The sequence below is a fragment of the Romboutsia sp. D33t1_170424_H2 genome (assembly GCF_015669105.1).
Taxonomy (GTDB): domain Bacteria; phylum Bacillota; class Clostridia; order Peptostreptococcales; family Peptostreptococcaceae; genus Romboutsia_C; species Romboutsia_C hominis.
In genome coordinates this window covers 284,474-301,658 of sequence record NZ_JADOZQ010000002.1, presented here as the reverse complement: position 1 = coordinate 301,658, position 17,185 = coordinate 284,474, and the positions used below count along the sequence as shown (strand labels likewise).

Genomic DNA, 17,185 nt, shown 5'->3' with positions numbered 1-17,185 from the left:
TAAATTCCTTCGAATTTACATAGATAAGTTTAAATATTAAATTATTTTTATATTAATAAATTATTTAATATTTCGAATTAAGTATAACATCTTTATTTTCAAAACGTCAACAATATTAAAAATATACTAACTTTTTTAAATATTCTGTATATTTTCAGTTTTGATTTATATTGCATCATTTTTCTACAAATATCTTTCCCTATTTCATATTTTTTATTACCTTTTTCAATATTTTCAGTATATTTTTTAATCTTATTTAAATTTTACAATATATGGTTTAATACTGTCAATTCATTTTTGTTATTTTTCTAACTATTCTATTTTTTACAATTATATTTTAATAACGTTTTCTTACTATTTTCAATAGCTTGAGCGTTATTTTATATTTCTAAATTTTTTTATTATTTTGTATAAAAATATCTAAAAGAATGTAAAAAAAAGCATAGATAATTATCTATGCTTTTTCATTAAATTACAGCTTCTTGTTTGTGTACTTTTTCATCTTCTTTTTCTGCTTTTAATTCTCTATATAAAACAAATGCTGTTATTGCAGTTGCTAGAAAATCTGCTACTGGTTGAGCATACCAAACCCCATCTAATCCAAAGAATTTTGGAAGAATCATAATCATAGGCATAAGTAATATAAATTGTCTAAGTAAACTTAAGAACATTGCTATTTTAGCCTTACCTATAGATTGTATATAGTTTGATCCTGTTATAGATATTCCTATTATAGGTATCATTAATAGATATATTTTAGCTCCATTAATTGATACTTCCATAAGCTTAGGATCTTTATTAAACATTCCTACTATAACATCTGGTATAGTTTGTATTAATATCCATCCTGCAGTTAATATAACTATAGATATTAATGCAGATATCTTGAAAGCTTTATTTGCTCTTTTATATTTTCTTGCACCAAAATTAAATCCTATTATAGGTTGGGCACCTTGGTTAAGACCAAATATTGGCATTAAGAATATCATTGATATAGACGATATTGTAGCCATAGCGCCTATAGCTAAATCTCCTCCATAAATCTTTAAAGCATTATTTGATATAACTTGAACTAGACTTGTAGCAAGCTGCATAGCAAAAGGTGCTGACCCTATAGCAAATATTATTTCAACTAAATGTTTATCTAGCTTTAAACTAGACTTATGAAACTTTAGATTAGATTTACCTCTTGCATAATACATAAGACCCCATAAAGCAGTTACTATTTGAGATGTTACTGTCGCAATAGCTGCTCCTTGTATACCTAATTTAAATCCAAATATTAATACTGCGTCTAAAACTATATTTGTCATACATCCTACTATCATTATTAATGCTGCAAGTTTTGGATTTCCATCACCTCTGATGGTATTGTTTAATGTATACGCTAGTACATTAAATATAGTACCACCTAAAATTATATATATATATGATTTCGCATAACCAATTGTACTACTACTTGCACCAAATATTCTAAGTATTTGATCTCCAAATACTATACCAAATACACTTATTAATAACCCTATTATTATTGATAAAGTTATACTATTTCCTATAATTTTTTCTGCATCTTCTTTTTTTCCTTGACCTAATTTTATAGATATATTAGTAGTAGCTCCTATACCTACCAACATTGCAAAAGCTAACATTATAGTCATTATAGGAAGACATACCCCAACACCAGTTATAGCTAATGGTCCAACACCTGGTATATTACCTATAAATATTCTATCTACTACATTATAAAGTGCATTTACCATCATACCTATAATAGCTGGAACTGAATATTTTAGTAATAATTTACCAATGGACTCTGTTCCTAATATTTGTTCATTTTTCATAATTTTCCCTCCTTTATATTGCACTACATATTTTTTTTAATAATATAATCATATTTTCTGATTCTTCTTTGTCTAAATTAGACGTTATAATTTCTTCCCAACTAGACATTATTGTATAAATATCATGTTTTAAGTCTTTGCTTTTATCTGTTAAATATACCTTATATGCTCTTTTATCATCTATGTTCTTTTCTCTTATTAAAAATCCTTGTTCTTCTAGCTTCTTTATCGCTCTTGCAGTTGTTCCTTTATCTATATTTAACACATCTGATAGTTCTTCCTGATTTCTACCATCCTGTCTATAAAGTTCTAATAAAAACATAACTTGCCCAGAACCTATTCCTAATTCATTTAATCCCTTTGATATAAATGAATTACCTTTTCTATATATTTGAGATATATATCTACCTATATGTTCTCGTTTTTTACCCAAAAAATCACCACCTAAATATAACACATATTTTAGAGTAGTTGCATAGACAACTATATTAGTATATCTCATTTTAGTTGTTATTGCAACTATTTTATTATATAATTTTTTAACTTTAATTAAATCACTTAAGCTCAAAACATGTTGTAATACAAATACCAACTATATTTCATAGAAAGTAGTTTTTTTAAAGGATACAAATCCCGAAATGTCAATATATACATGTGAACAAAAACTGTAAAAATAAATATATAACCTTAATGGAATTTTTCATAAAAGAAATAGATGCTATCAAGAAAACGCAAAAAAATAAATAATAGTGATTGGTCTAAAAACAATTAGGTTCTTCATCAAATATCTTAGTTAATACATTAAGAATTTTAAATATATTACTAAGATAAACTATTAATTATAAATACTGCTATTTGTAGTTATTTTTATGCTAAATTATCACAAAATTCTTTAATATAGCCTAATTAAAATAAAAAGTTGCTCCTTTAAATTTAAGGGAGCAACTTTTTATATACGTAAATATTTTAAGCTTATATTTTATATTGTATAAAATATTAATATCCTATTATTGGTTGATTAAAATTGTTCATCACTAAATGATATTTTTCCGTCAAAGTACTTATTTTCTTCATCTTTTAAATTAAACTTACCTATAAGTTCCTTTAACATTTGAGCTTGTGCAGATAATTCCTCACTTGCAGCAGCACTTTCTTCAGCAGTTGCTGAGTTAGTTTGTACAACTACAGATATTTGTTCAACACCAACATTTACTTGACTTATATGATTAGCTTGTTCATTACTTACATCTGCTATATACTGTATAACATTTGCTGAATTTTTAGCGCCTTCAACTACTGCTTCAAGAGATTTAGCAGTATCTGAAACTATTATAGTCCCCTTTTCTATAGCTTTAAGTGATTTTTCAATTAATTCTGCTGTATCTTTTGCACTTTGTGCAGATTTAGCAGCAAGATTTCTAACTTCATCTGCAACTACAGCAAATCCTTTACCAGCTTCTCCAGCACGTGCTGCTTCTACGGCTGCATTAAGTGCTAATATATTTGTTTGGAATGCTATATCATCAATATTTTTAATTATATTTCCTATTTCATTTGATGTAGTATTTATATCATCCATTGCAGTAATCATTTCTTTCATTTGTTCTTTACTTTTATCTGTTGCCTTACTTGCTTCTAGAGATATATCCTTTGCTCTTAATGCATGTTCTGCTGTTTCTTTTATTTGTGATGAAACTTCATTTATAGTTGCTGAAAGTTCTTCAATTGAGCTTGCTTGTTCTGTAGTACCTTGAGAAAGTACTTGTGCTCCTTCTGATAATTGATAAGAACTAACTGCTACTTGTTCACCAGCTTCATTTATTTGTATTAAAGTGTTATTTAAATCATATACTATTTTATTTAAAGCTATTAATATAGGCTCAAAGTCTTTTACAAATAGATTTTTGTATTCTTCGCTATCTGCATGAATATCTAAATTGCCATCACTAACTTCTGTTAATATATATGTTAAAGCATTTATCATACTTCTAAAATCATTAACTATTTTATATGTAGCATCTGCTACTAGACCTATCTCATTTTCTTCATCTATAACTGGGACCTCTGAGTTTAGATCTCCTTGAGCTAACTTATTTAATCTTTCACTACATTCTTTTAGTGGATTTCCTATTTTTTTAGAGAATCTTATAGCCACAAATATAGCTAAAACTGTAACTACTACAGTCAATATTCCTGTATATATGATTGATTTATACATCTCACCAAGGAAATCACTTTTGTTTACCATTATACCCATACCCCATCCATTACTATTTTTTACTGGGGCATATCCTAAAATCCAATCTTCACCATTTAAATTTGCATCAGAAAATCCTGTTTCTCCTGAGATAAGCTTTTCATCTGCTTGTGCAAAAGGTTTTAGACTTTCATTACTTTCTGCTTCTTTTATAGTATTTTTTGCATTAACTAAACTTGCATCTCTATGAGCAATTGTAGTTCCTTGATTATCTACAAGATAAGCATAACTATTTTCACTTATATCTATGCCTCTAACTATATCATTTAAATAATCTTTATCTAAATCAAAAGTTACAACTCCCACAACTTTACTATTTTCTACTCCATTTTCCCAAATAGGTGCTGAAACTACTAGTATATTCTCTCCTGTTACCTTACTAAGAACTGGACTACCTAAATATGCCTTACCATTTATAGAAGCTTTAAAGTAATCTCTGTCAGAGTAATCGTTTCCACTAAAAATATCTTTTCCATTTGTATCTATTATTTGACCCACTTTCATTCCATATAATTTTTCTTGTCTATCTATAATACTTTCTTTTTCTTCCTTACTTACTTTTGGGTCTGAAATTTCCTTAATAATACCTGTTTGAATTGTTGCATTTTTTATATTTGTAATTTTTTGAGTTGCAGTTTGTGCTGCTTGCTTAGTAGTTTCTACTATGGTTTTTGATAATACACTGTTAGCACTCTTATAATTTAAGTAACTTGTAACAGTACCTAAAAGTAAACAACTTATAACTGAAAAACTTACTATTATCAAAGTTAGTTGATTTTTTATACTTTTGCTTTTGCTTTTACCTTTTATCCTATGCCATAACTTAGTTTCCATTAATTGCCTTCCTCCTCTTATCACACTTATTTTCATCCATTCTTTTCATTAGATAACCCTGCATTATAAATCATTAGATTTTAAATATACTCATTCCAAATAATTTATTCACCTCAAACCTTCCATATTAAAATTTGCTCTCATTAAATCATTTAAGATTTGTTGATTTTGTTTTGTGCTAAATATCATAATATAATTTCCATATTATGGTTAATAATACGGACATTTCTATAATTTATTTAGACTTATTAATAACTATTTCTACTACAAAAGTTTAAAATATACCTTATAATTACATGTACAGCGTCCCTAGTACTATATAAGTATAAGCAACAGCTACAAGTAAAACTTAAAATGAGAAACAAATATGGTAGTAACAGTAACTAAAAATTCATTAAGATTAAAACTAAGATTTGATTGTATAAAAATTAAGAAACATGTAAGATAATAGTAAAAAATAAGAAACATGTAAGATAATAGTAAAAAATAAGACTTATTCAAATATAAACCCATGTTCACTCAATGATGGTGTACATACAGTAGGAGTTATATTATCACTTAAAAACTTTACATTATTAGAAGTATTAAAATAGATAATTCAATATTATCCTAATAAAAATTCACTTCGCTCATTTTGTATAATTAAAATTTATAGAGAATAATTTTATAGAAATTAAAAAGAAATTATTAATGAGTTTTAAAATTACATCAGATAAAATGGATCAGTAGATGAGCCTAAAGTAGATTTGACAGAAGAAGAAATAAAAACAGCTATGTCTATTATACTTTCTAAAAATATATTAGGTAAAAAATAAAGGTAGAGCTTTTGCTCTACCTTGTTTTTAATTAAGTATACTAATTACAAAGTTTTCTAACAGAACCTTAATTTTTTATATCTTCTGGAACCTCTAAAGTTATTTTTCCTATTTTACCATCTCTAAACTCATTTAATACAGTAGTTGCTATACGAGTATAATCTAACTCTTTTCTTCCTGTTACAAATCCTCTTTTACGTCCTATCATATCCATAGTTTCTATATCACTATTACCTAGTTCCTCTAACTTATATCTAACTTTTAATTTTTCTGGCTCTATCTCCATAAGCTTTCCTATAAGTCTTAAAGCAAGTGTATCAATATCTAGTATTTCATCTTTTATTGCCCTACAAAACGCTAAATTAAGGGCTACATCTTGATCTTCAAATTTAGGCCAAAGTATACCTGGTGTATCTAATAATTCTAGGTTTCCTTTTAATCTTACCCATTGTTTACCTTTAGTAACACCTGGCTTATCTCCTGTTACTGTACTTTTTCTACCTGTTAATTTATTTATTATAGACGATTTACCTACGTTTGGTACTCCAACTATCATTATTCTTATAGGTCTTTCTTTTCTACCTTTTTCTTTTAATGCATCCATCTTATCTTTAGTTACATTTTTACACTCATCTATTAATTTATTAAGACCCATACCTTTAATAGTATCTATTGGTATAGCTTTTATACCTTTTTCTTTATAGTATTTTATCCATCTATCAAGCTTTGCTCTATCTGCTAAGTCACTTTTATTTAATATAACAACTCTTGGTTTATTTCCTGCAAGTTTGTCTATATCTGGATTTTTACTACTAAATGGTATTCTAGCATCTAAAAGTTCTACTACAACATCTACTAATTTTAAATTATCTCTAACTAAGTCCTTAGTCTTTTTCATGTGTCCTGGATACCAGTTTATATGTAAATTATCGTCTCTTAGATATTCATCATAATCGGTCCTCATTTTATCTCCTCTTGCCATGATTATCACTCCTTTTTATATTAATTCGCTCATTTTATTTCAACTTATCTATTATACCATAATATTTTTTTATTTGCTTGTTTAATATTTGATACTGCATTACTTCTATTATAACTATAACGTATATTTTTTAAACCTCTTTATATATAGAGAAAAAACTAGCATATTATACTTTTACATACTTCCTAATGTTTGATTAATAATAAGCATAAATTTCATGTGAAAAATCTATAGATATTTCTATAATTCCTTGTATAATAATATTTTATATATAAAAAAAGGACTGTAAATCAGTCCTTTTTATCTATAGTAAAGTTTAATTATCTAGCTTCTTTTATCTTAGCAGCTTTACCTACTCTACCTCTTAAGTAGTTTAACTTAGCTCTTCTTACTTTACCTTTTCTAGTTACTTCTATCTTTTCTATTCTTGGAGTGTGAACTGGGAAAGTTCTTTCTACACCAACGTTGAAAGATATTTTTCTAACAGTGAAAGTTTCTTTTATTCCTCCACCTTGTCTCTTTAATACTACACCTTCGAATACTTGTATTCTTTCTCTTTTACCTTCAACTATTCTAACGTGTACTCTTACTGTGTCCCCAGGTCCAAAGTTAGGAACTTCTTTCTTTAATTGCTCTTGCTCTAATGATCTTAATATTTCGTTCATTTTTTTCCTCCTGATATCATAGACATTCTTAATTACTGACCAACGTAACAGAGGAATGCCCGTTTTTTCAACATTTAAAATTATACTATACTTTAAACTTATTTACAAGCTTTTTTGTACAAGTCTGGTCTTCTTTCTTTAGTTATTTTTATAGACTGTTCATGTCTCCAATTATCAACATTTTTGTGATTTCCAGATAATAAAACATCCGGCACTTCTAACCCCATAAATTCTCTAGGTCTAGTATAATGAGGGTACTCTAATAAATTATCTTTGAAAGATTCTTCTTCAAAAGATTCATTTTGGCTTAGTACTCCTGGTATTAACCTTGATATAGAATCTATCAATATAAGAGCTGGTAACTCTCCTCCTGTTAATACATAATCTCCAATAGATATTTCATCTGTTACTATTAAATCTATAATTCTTTGATCTATGCCTTCATAATGTCCACAAAGTAATATTATATCTTCTTCTGTAGAAAATTCTTGTGCTATGGACTGGCTATGCACTTTACCTTTAGGTGTTAGATATATTACTCTAGGATTATTTATACCATGAGTATCAATAATATGTTTATACGTATCATATATAGGTTGAGGAGTCATAACCATACCTGCTCCCCCTCCAAATGGGTAATCATCTACTTTTTTGTGCTTACTATTTGAAAAATCTCTAATATTATATATAAATACTTCTATTTTTCCTTTTTCAATAGCCCTTTTCATTATACTTTCACTCATATAAGAGTTAAATATATCAGGAAATAATGTCATTATATGAAATCTCATTTTATCACCTAGTCTAACATACCTTTTATAGGATTTATTATCATTTTCTTCTCATTAATATCTATAGTAGGTACAAACTGCATAACAGCTGGGATTAAATATTCTTTGTTATTTTCATCTTTTACAACATATACATCATTAGCAGCATATTGTAAAACTTCTGCTAATTTCCCTACATATTGCCCATCGACAGTTTCTACATCCATTCCTATCATATCAGCCACAAAGAATTCATCTTCATCAAGTTCTCTAGAATTTTCTCTAGATACATATATAAATTTATCTCTTAATTTTTCTGCATCTTCTATTCTATCGATACCTTTTATTTTCATTATTACCATATTTCCTTTATATCTTACTCTTTCAACTTCTAAAGGATTTTCTCTGTCTTTTCCTATGTAAAATTCTTCTAAATCATCAAATCTATTTATATCATCAGTATAACTATAAACTCTAACTTCACCTTTTAACCCTTGTGTATTGACTATTTTTCCTATTTTAAAATGTGTTACTTGTGTCATTATCATTCTCCTTAAAGATAATATTTTATATGTTCTTTCTATAATTTTATTATATATTATGCACCATAAAACTATAGTCTATAAGTTCTTAATACATTAAAAGGATTAGGTATATACCTAATCCTTTTAAACTATATCAAGAGAAACTTTAACATTCTCTTTGTTAGCAACGGCTTTTACAACAGTCCTTATAGACTTAGCTATTCTACCTTGCTTTCCGATAACTTTTCCCATGTCATCCTGAGAAACTTTTAGTTTTAATGTTATTTCCTCATTGTGTCTGACTTCTTCAACTATTACAGCTTCAGGATTGTCAACTAGAGCTTTAGCTATCTCTAACACTAGCTCTTTCATATACTCATCTCCTAATAAAGCTTATTATTTTTTAGAAGCTTCGAACTTTTCCATAACACCATTGTTAACTAATAAAGTCTTTACAGTGTCAGTTGGTTGAGCACCATTTGATAACCACTTAACAGCTTTCTCATCGTTTATTTTAACTTGCTTTGGTTGAGAAACTGGGTTGTAGTATCCTATTTCTTCTATGAATTTTCCATCTCTTGGAGATCTAGAATCCGCTACTACTATTCTGTAGAAAGGTTTTTTGTTTGATCCCATTCTTTTTAATCTTATTTTAACTGCCATTACAGTCACCTCCGAAAATTTTTATTTTACTTATTTATCTAAAGAAAGGAAGTCCGGCAAAACCGCCCCTTTTCTTCATACTTTTTTGAGAGCCTGTAAACATCTTCATCATCTTCTTCATTTCATTGAATTGTTTTAAAAGTCTGTTTACATCTTGAACAGTAGTTCCACTACCTTTAGCTATTCTTCTTTTTCTAGAAGCATTTAGTATACTTGGGTCTTTTCTTTCTTCTTTTGTCATAGATTGAACAATGGCTTTAGTTCTTTTCATTTCTTTACCATTTAAATCTACATCTCCAAGTTGGTCTTTTATATTACCCATACCTGGAATCATGCCTAGTATCTTATCAAGAGGACCCATATTTTGAATTTGCTCCATTTGTTCTAAGAAATCTTCAAAATCAAGCTCTTGTTTTTTAATCTTTTCTTCTAATTCCTTAGCCTTGTCTAAATCAATATTTTCTTGTGCCTTTTCTATTAAGCTAAGTATATCACCCATACCTAATATTCTTGAGGCCATTCTATCTGGGTGAAAAGGTTCTAAATCATCTAATTTTTCACCCATACCTATGAATTTTATAGGTTTTTGCGTTACAGCTCTTATTGAAAGTGCCGCACCACCTCTAGTATCTCCATCTAGTTTTGTTAGTATTACTCCATCAACACCAAGAGTTTCATTGAAACTTTCTGCAACATTAACTGCATCTTGTCCTGTCATTGAATCTACTACTAACAGTATTTCATGAGGTTTAACTTCAGATTTTATAGATTTTAACTCATCCATTAATGCTTCATCTATATGAAGTCTACCTGCTGTATCTATTATAACTAAGTCATTGTTATTTTTTATTGCATGACTTAATCCTGCTTTTGCTATGTTTACTGGATTTTCCTTATCACCCATGTTGAATACTGGTATATCTAACTTTTCTCCAACAACTTGTAACTGCTTTATAGCCGCTGGTCTATAAACGTCACAGGCAACAAGTAAAGGTCTCTTACCTTGTTTTTTGAAATATCCTCCAAGCTTTCCAGATGTAGTTGTTTTACCTGCACCTTGAAGACCTACCATCATTATTATAGTCGGTGGTTTTGGAGATATTACTATTTTACTAGCTACATCACCCATTAGGCTTGTAAGCTCTTCATTTACTATTTTTATTACATGTTGTGCCGGAGTTAAACTCTGCATAACTTCTTGTCCAACACATCTTTCTTGCACTTTCTTTATAAAATCTTTTACAACCTTAAAGTTAACGTCAGCCTCTAAAAGAGCAAGTTTAACTTCTCTCATAGCATCTTTTACATCTTTTTCAGTTAATTTACCTTTAGATTTTAGTTTATCAAGTGCTCCTTGCAGTTTATCTGATAATCCTTCAAATATCATTTTAACATCTCCCTACATACATCTTCTATATTTTCTAGCTTAGGGATTAAATTAGCACAATCTCTATTTTGCAATAAATTTTGCTTAATGTCAACAATTTTATCTTGTATATTTTTTACAAAATTTTCTTGTTCTTTATGTTTATGAACTAAATTTAATTTACTCTCGTAGTCTTTTAATATTTTTTCTGAACGCTTAAGAGTATCATATACTCCTTGTCTTGATACATTCAGATTTTCACTAATTTCACCTAGAGAATAGTCTTCTTCGTAGTAAAGTGAAACTATTTCTCGCTGTTTATCAGTAAGTAGTTCTTTGTATTGTTCAAACAACAATCCAATCTCAACCATTTTTTCTATATTCATCTCTTTACACTTCCCAGTAAATTACTGTAAAGGTTAATTACTTTACACATTGTATTTTATATCATATATAAAGTATTGTCAATATAGAATTAGTTTATTTTTTGCTTTATTATTGACATTTTACTTTTGCTAATTTAGTTCCCAAATAATGCATCTGAAAATGCTTTTGCATCAAAATCTTGTAAGTCTTCTACCTTTTCTCCTACACCTATAAGTTTTACAGGTACATCTACTTCACTCTTAACTGCAAGTACAACGCCACCCTTAGCAGTACCGTCAAGCTTAGTTAATACTATTCCTGTTATATCAGCAACTTCTTTAAACGTCTTAGCTTGTGCTACTGCATTTTGACCTGTTGTTGCATCTACTACTAATAATACTTCTTTTTTAGCTTCTGGGAATTCTCTATCAACTATTTTAAATACTTTTCCTAACTCATTCATAAGGTTAGCTTTATTGTGAAGTCTTCCTGCTGTATCACATATTAATAAATCTACTTTTCTAGCTTTTGCAGCTTTAACTGCATCAAATATTACTGCACCTGGATCGGCTCCTTCTTGATGTTTTATTATATCTACATTACTTCTATTTGCCCATACTTCTAATTGTTCTATAGCTGCGGCTCTAAATGTGTCTCCTGCTGCAAGTAAAACTTTTTTACCTTCTGCTTTATATCTATTAGCTAATTTACCTATAGTAGTTGTTTTACCAACACCATTTACTCCAACCATAAGTATTATAGTAGGTGAATGACTAACATCTAGCTTTTGACTTTCTTCACCTAGTAATTCTTCTACTACTATTTTAAGTTCATTTCTTACATCCATAGGGTCAGTTATACCTTTAGACTTTATCTTATCTCTAAGGCTATCTATTATATTCATTGTAGTATTAACACCAACATCAGCAGTTATTAAAATTTCTTCTAATTCTTCTAATAACTCCTCATCTACTTTTGTATATGATTTTAATACATCATCTATTCTATCAGTTATACCTTTTTTAGCCTTAGTTAAACCTTCTTTTAATCTATTAAATATATTAACTTTCTTTTCTTTTTGTTGTTTTTGTACTTCTTCTACTACCTCTATTTCTTCAATAGATTCATCTTTAACTTCATCTTTAGTTTCTTTACTTTCATTTACTATTTCTATTTTTTCTTCAATAAATTCTTCTTCTAAATCTTTTACATCTTCTTCATCTTCTTTTATAGTTTCTTCTATAACTTCAGTTTCTTCTGTATCTACTTTTTCATTTACTTTACTAGCTTCTTCTATAAGATCTACTTCTTTTATATCTTCTTCAATTAAGTTTTCTTCACTTACTAACTCTTCAACTTCTTTATTTTCTTCTTTTTTCTTTCCAAAATTAAATAACTTCTTAAACACTTATCTTCCTCCTAAATGTTATTTTAACTAATCCTTTTATATTATATCAGTCATTTTTTCTGCTTCATTTAGCTTTAAGCTAAGAACTTTAGATATTGCTTTTTCCTGCATAGTAACACCATATATGTAATCTGATGCCTCCATAGTCCCTCTTCTATGTGTAACTGATATAAATTGAGTGTCTTGAGATAGTTCTTTTAAAAATTCACCAAATCTAAATATATTAGCATCATCTAATGGGGCTTCTATCTCATCTAATATACAAAACGGCGTAGGTTTTGCAAGTAATATAGAAAATAATATACTTATAGCTGTAAGTGCCTTTTCTCCACCTGATAATAAATTTAGGTTTTTCATTTTCTTTCCTGGTGGTTGTGCTACTATTTCTATATCACTTTCTAATATGTCCTTTTCATCTAATATTATAAGTTCTCCTCGTCCTCCACCAAATAGTCTTTTGTAAACCATTTTAAAGTTATCATTTATTTCATTAAACTTGACTTTAAACTCAGTTTTCATATTACTCTCAAGTTCTTCTATAAGATTTTCTATAGCTTCTATTGATTGCTCTAGGTCTTGTTTTTGTTCACTATAGAAGTCATATCTTTCTTTAACTTCTTCATATTCTTTTATGGCATCTATATTAACATTACCTAAATTCCTTATTTCTCTTTTTAAAGATTCTAATTTCTTTTTATCAATTTCAATGCTAGTATCTTTTATATTCATAGCATCAGCTACAGTCAACTCGTACTTTTCAAATAAGTTGTTTATATAATCTTCTTTAGAAACTTTTATTCTATCTATTTTAGATTCTACTTTAAATAAACTTTCTTTTAAATCTATATACTGTCTATCTATGATTTTAAGATTTTTATTATGTTCTTCTAGTTTTTGCTTTAGATCTTCTTTTGCTAATTTTCTATTTTCTAGATTTCTACTGTTGTCGCTTAATTGTTTATTTAAGCTAACTTTTTCTGTTTCTTCTATTACTGTCTCTTCTCTAAGCTTAGATATTTCTATATTTTGATTTTCTATAGATTTTTCTATATTGCCTTTTTTAAGTCTTAGTTCTTCATTTTCATTCTTTATTCTTTTAATATCTGCATATATAGATTCTAAAACTTGCTTATCCTTAACTAATTTTAGATTTAGATTATCATGCTTTTCTCTATCTTTTTCATAGTAGTCATTTGATTTTTTTAATTCTAAGCTTAGTTTTTCTATGGTTTCTTTATTTTCTTCATGCTCTTTGTCCATTTTTTCTATTTCAATTTTAACTATATCTAATTTATCTTTAGTATATTTTAAATTCGAAATAAGTCCATCTTTTTCATTTTGTAGTTTATTAATACTTATATTTATATTTTTTATTTCTTCTTCTACTCTATTTAATTTAGAACTTTCTATTATAATATTTTTTTCTAACTCTTTTACTTCTTCTTCTATTTTTAAAATATCATTTTTCTTTGTTGATATATTATTATCTTTTTCTTGTTTTTGTTTAATAAATTCTTTTGTTTCTTTTTTAGCATCTTCAAGTTTCTGAGAATATTCATTTATAAGTCTTTTTCTAGATAATATACTTGTATTATTTTTGAAACTACCTCCAGTTAATGACCCTCCTGGATTTAATATTTCTCCATCTAAAGTAACAACTTTATATCTATGACCTGTTTCTCTTGCAAACTTTATACCTTCATCTATATTATCTATTATGATAGTCCTTCCCAGTATATTTTCTATTATATTTTTATACTTTTCATCATAAGATAATAAATCACTAGCTATGCCTATAAATTTAGTATTACTTTTTATAGTACTTGGGTTTATCTTATTTGCTTTTATTATATTTAGAGGTAAGAATGTTACTCTACCTAGATTATTTTTCTTTAAATAGTTTATAGCTATCTTGGCACTATTTTCATCACTAGTGATTATATTTTGTAAGTATGCACCAAGTGCAGATTCTATTGCTTTTTCGTATTTCTCACTAGTTGTGATAACTTGTCCTAAAGCTCCATGTATACCTTTTAAAGATTTATTTTTTAGTACTTCTTTTACACCTTTATTAAATCCTTCATTATGATTTTCCATGTCTATATAAATGTTAAGCTTAGAATTATAATTGTTTATACTATAGTTACCATCTTGAATTTGCTTTTCTAATTTTTTGCTATGATTTATAAGCTCTTCTAAAGTATTTTTATTTTCCAATTCCTTTAGCTTTAATTTTTCTAATTCAGCATTTTTTTGACTAACATTTAGTTTAATATCATTTAGTTCTGTGAATTTTTCATTTAAATCACTTTTTACTTCACTAATTTCTAAGTCTATAGATTTATCACGAGAATTTATATTCTCCATATTGGCACTAAGTGTTGACAATCTATTACTAGATTCTTGTTTTTTATTTAAAAGGTTTATTATCCCATCTTTTAAACCTTCTATTTCACTATTTACCTTTTCTATACTTTCTTTTTTACTTAAATTATTTTTATCCAATAAATCTATATCTTCAGTTAGATACTTTATTGTATTCTCTTTTTCTATCTTATTTGTCTCTAAATCCTTAATTAAATTTTCATTAGAAGATATTTTATTTCCTATTTCACTTAACTCATTTTCACTTTTTAATATACTTTCATTTAAATTTTTAATTTTTTCATTTATAAGATTTAATTGAGCATCTTTCTGAGATATAACACTTTTTATACTATTTATATAATCTATCGATTTATTTATATTCTCACTTATATCTTCAACTTCTTTAGATGTTTCATTTAAGTTATTTTCTAACTTTACCTTTTGGTTGTTAGTTTCTATAGCTTGTTCTTCTAATAGTTTACTGTGTTTTAGCGCTTCATTTAAATCTTTTTCTAGTAAATCTATTTCTTTTATATAGCTATTTACTTCTATAGTCTTTAATTTATCATTAAGTTCTATATACTTTTTAGCTTTTTCCTGTTGAGAAAATAGTGGTTTTAGCTGATTTTCTATTTCTATATAGATATCTTCTATTCTCTCTAAATTTTCCTTAGTATTTTTTAAATTTCTCTCAGCTTCTTGTTTTTTATATCTAAACTTTGATATTCCACAGGCTTCATCAAATACTTTTCTTCTATTTACAGGATTATTGCTAAGTATTTCATCTACTTTACCTTGTTCTATTATTGAGTATCCATCTTTTCCTATACCCGTGTCTAAAAGTAATTCTTTTATATCTTTAAGTCTGCAAGGTTTATTATTTAAAAAGAATTCACTTTCTCCACTTCTATAAGCTCTTCTTTTTATAGTTATTTCACTAAAATCTATATTTAATTTATTTTCAGAATTATCTATAGTTAACGAAACTTCACAGTAGTTCATTGCTTTTTTAGTATCAGTTCCTGCGAATATTACATCTTCTAATTTGTCTCCTCTTAGACTTTTTATACTCTGTTCTCCAAGTACCCATCTAACAGCATCAGATATATTACTTTTACCACTTCCATTTGGACCTACTATTGCAGTTATCCCTTGATTAAATAATATATCTGTTTTAGTTGGAAAGGATTTAAATCCCTTCAATTCTAACCTCTTTAAATACAACTTCGTCTCTCCCTTCAATAATAAAACTAAAGGTTATAAATATTACATAATTTTATATATATATCTTTAAAACTAGTTTTAATTACTTTTTCATCATCTATTACTATTTCTAAGCTATCTAAATCAATATTAGCTTCTTTTGTTTTTAATATTATGTTTAATTTGTCTTTTAAATAATTAGTATTTGTCTTTTTGTTACCTATTATTTTTGATATGTTCTTTTTATTAGTATTTACTACTATTTTACTTGTAGCTTTATTTTCTATAACAATACTTTCTAAATAATCTTTTATCATAGCCCCTTCTACTAATTCTCTAAAGGCTGGATGATATGGACCATCAACTACAGCTTTTCCTATTTGTATATCATCAGTAGCTTGGAGTCCAACTCTTATTACATTTATATTATTAACATAAAATAAAGCTAAAAGCTTTTTAACAATATCAACACTTTCTTCTAAAGAAAATGAATTATATTGCTTTCTATTTAATAAATCTTCTAAACCTGTCTCTTTAACAACTAAAGTAGGATAAATTCTTACGCAGTATGGGTCAAGTTCTATAAACTTTTTAGCTGTATTTATACATTTTTCCTCTGTATCTGAAGGTAGACCTACCATCATCTGAAGTCCTAGGTTTATACCATTTTCTTTTATTAATTTAGAACTTTTAAATACCTGTTCTGCATTATGGCCCCTTATGCTATCTCTTAATACATCTTCATCTAAAGACTGTACTCCAAGTTCTATTATACTTACACTATACTCTTTTAACATATCTAATATTTCTTGACTTATGCAGTCTGGTCTTGTTGACATTCTTATATCCTGTACTAAACCTTTGTCTACATACTCTTTAGCTACAGATAATAAATTTCTTTGTATATCAACATCTATAGCAGTAAAACTTCCTCCAAAGAAAGCAATCTCCACAATTGCATCTTTATCAATTGTTTCTAGATATTCCTCTACGATATTTCTTACGTCAGAGCTAGTTATATCTGTACTAACACCTGTTATCTTTTTTTGATTGCAAAATATACAATCATGAGGACATCCTCTGTGAGGAACAAATATAGGTATTATTCTTCTTTTCATATTTCA

At 27.4% G+C, this 17,185-nt stretch carries 14 protein-coding genes and 1 pseudogene; 1 reads left to right on the top strand and 14 read right to left on the bottom strand.

The features are described from left to right. Positions 1–467: 467 nt before the first annotated feature. The 3 genes from I4U66_RS04415 to I4U66_RS04405 form a co-directional block, all read right to left on the bottom strand. Entirely contained in the window at positions 468–1,841 is a 1,374-nt protein-coding gene (locus tag I4U66_RS04415; RefSeq protein ID WP_092924537.1) for an MATE family efflux transporter, read from the bottom strand. A 13-nt stretch (positions 1,842–1,854) separates the two neighbouring features. Next, positions 1,855–2,274 carry a MarR family winged helix-turn-helix transcriptional regulator gene (locus I4U66_RS04410; protein WP_242871302.1) on the bottom strand — a complete coding sequence of 140 codons (420 nt, stop codon included), beginning with the start codon at positions 2,272–2,274 and terminating at the stop codon, positions 1,855–1,857. Positions 2,275–2,859: 585 nt separating this feature from the next. After that, entirely contained in the window at positions 2,860–4,932 is a 2,073-nt protein-coding gene (locus I4U66_RS04405; RefSeq protein ID WP_176698650.1) for a methyl-accepting chemotaxis protein, read from the bottom strand. 734 nt (positions 4,933–5,666) lie between these two features. Between I4U66_RS04405 and I4U66_RS15015 the strand changes: the two are divergent. Beyond that, positions 5,667–5,747, top strand: a pseudogene (locus I4U66_RS15015) (DUF2922 family protein); the annotation flags it as partial. 67 nt (positions 5,748–5,814) lie between these two features. Here the strand turns inward: I4U66_RS15015 and ylqF are convergent. From ylqF to I4U66_RS04345, 11 genes are all read right to left on the bottom strand, one after another. Further along, positions 5,815–6,711, bottom strand: a complete 897-nt coding sequence (gene ylqF / locus I4U66_RS04395; RefSeq protein WP_092927408.1) for a ribosome biogenesis GTPase YlqF — start codon at positions 6,709–6,711, stop codon at positions 5,815–5,817. 338 nt (positions 6,712–7,049) lie between these two features. After that, on the bottom strand, positions 7,050–7,394 hold the full coding sequence (gene rplS / locus I4U66_RS04390) for a 50S ribosomal protein L19 (protein ID WP_092924533.1): 345 nt from the start codon (positions 7,392–7,394) through the stop codon (positions 7,050–7,052). A gap of 98 nt (positions 7,395–7,492) precedes the next feature. Further along, positions 7,493–8,185 (bottom strand): tRNA (guanosine(37)-N1)-methyltransferase TrmD, encoded by a 693-nt coding sequence (gene trmD, locus I4U66_RS04385; RefSeq protein ID WP_092924531.1) that lies wholly within the window; start codon positions 8,183–8,185, stop codon positions 7,493–7,495. 8 nt (positions 8,186–8,193) lie between these two features. Beyond that, complete coding sequence (rimM, locus tag I4U66_RS04380; RefSeq protein WP_330383710.1) at positions 8,194–8,706, bottom strand: ribosome maturation factor RimM; 513 nt, start codon at positions 8,704–8,706, stop codon at positions 8,194–8,196. A 126-nt stretch (positions 8,707–8,832) separates the two neighbouring features. After that, on the bottom strand, positions 8,833–9,060 hold the full coding sequence (locus tag I4U66_RS04375; RefSeq protein WP_092924529.1) for a KH domain-containing protein: 228 nt from the start codon (positions 9,058–9,060) through the stop codon (positions 8,833–8,835). A gap of 24 nt (positions 9,061–9,084) precedes the next feature. Further along, positions 9,085–9,351 (bottom strand): 30S ribosomal protein S16, encoded by a 267-nt coding sequence (rpsP, locus tag I4U66_RS04370; RefSeq protein ID WP_071119726.1) that lies wholly within the window; start codon positions 9,349–9,351, stop codon positions 9,085–9,087. Between the two features lie 34 nt (positions 9,352–9,385). Beyond that, the gene (gene ffh, locus I4U66_RS04365; RefSeq protein WP_092924527.1) at positions 9,386–10,738 is read right to left on the bottom strand and encodes a signal recognition particle protein; all 1,353 of its coding nucleotides are present in this window, start codon (positions 10,736–10,738) and stop codon (positions 9,386–9,388) included. Then, positions 10,735–11,103, bottom strand: coding sequence for a YlxM family DNA-binding protein (ylxM, locus tag I4U66_RS04360; RefSeq protein WP_092924525.1), 369 nt, complete (start codon positions 11,101–11,103; stop codon positions 10,735–10,737). Before ylxM ends, ffh begins: the two co-directional genes overlap by 4 nt. A 134-nt stretch (positions 11,104–11,237) precedes the next feature. Next, a complete protein-coding gene (ftsY, locus tag I4U66_RS04355; RefSeq protein ID WP_195928521.1) occupies positions 11,238–12,491 on the bottom strand; it encodes a signal recognition particle-docking protein FtsY in 1,254 nt (417 codons plus the stop codon). 36 nt (positions 12,492–12,527) lie between these two features. Next, positions 12,528–16,082, bottom strand: coding sequence for a chromosome segregation protein SMC (gene smc / locus I4U66_RS04350; RefSeq protein ID WP_195928520.1), 3,555 nt, complete (start codon positions 16,080–16,082; stop codon positions 12,528–12,530). Between the two features lie 26 nt (positions 16,083–16,108). Next, positions 16,109–17,179, bottom strand: coding sequence for an elongator complex protein 3 (locus I4U66_RS04345; protein WP_195928519.1), 1,071 nt, complete (start codon positions 17,177–17,179; stop codon positions 16,109–16,111). Positions 17,180–17,185: the final 6 nt, after the last annotated feature.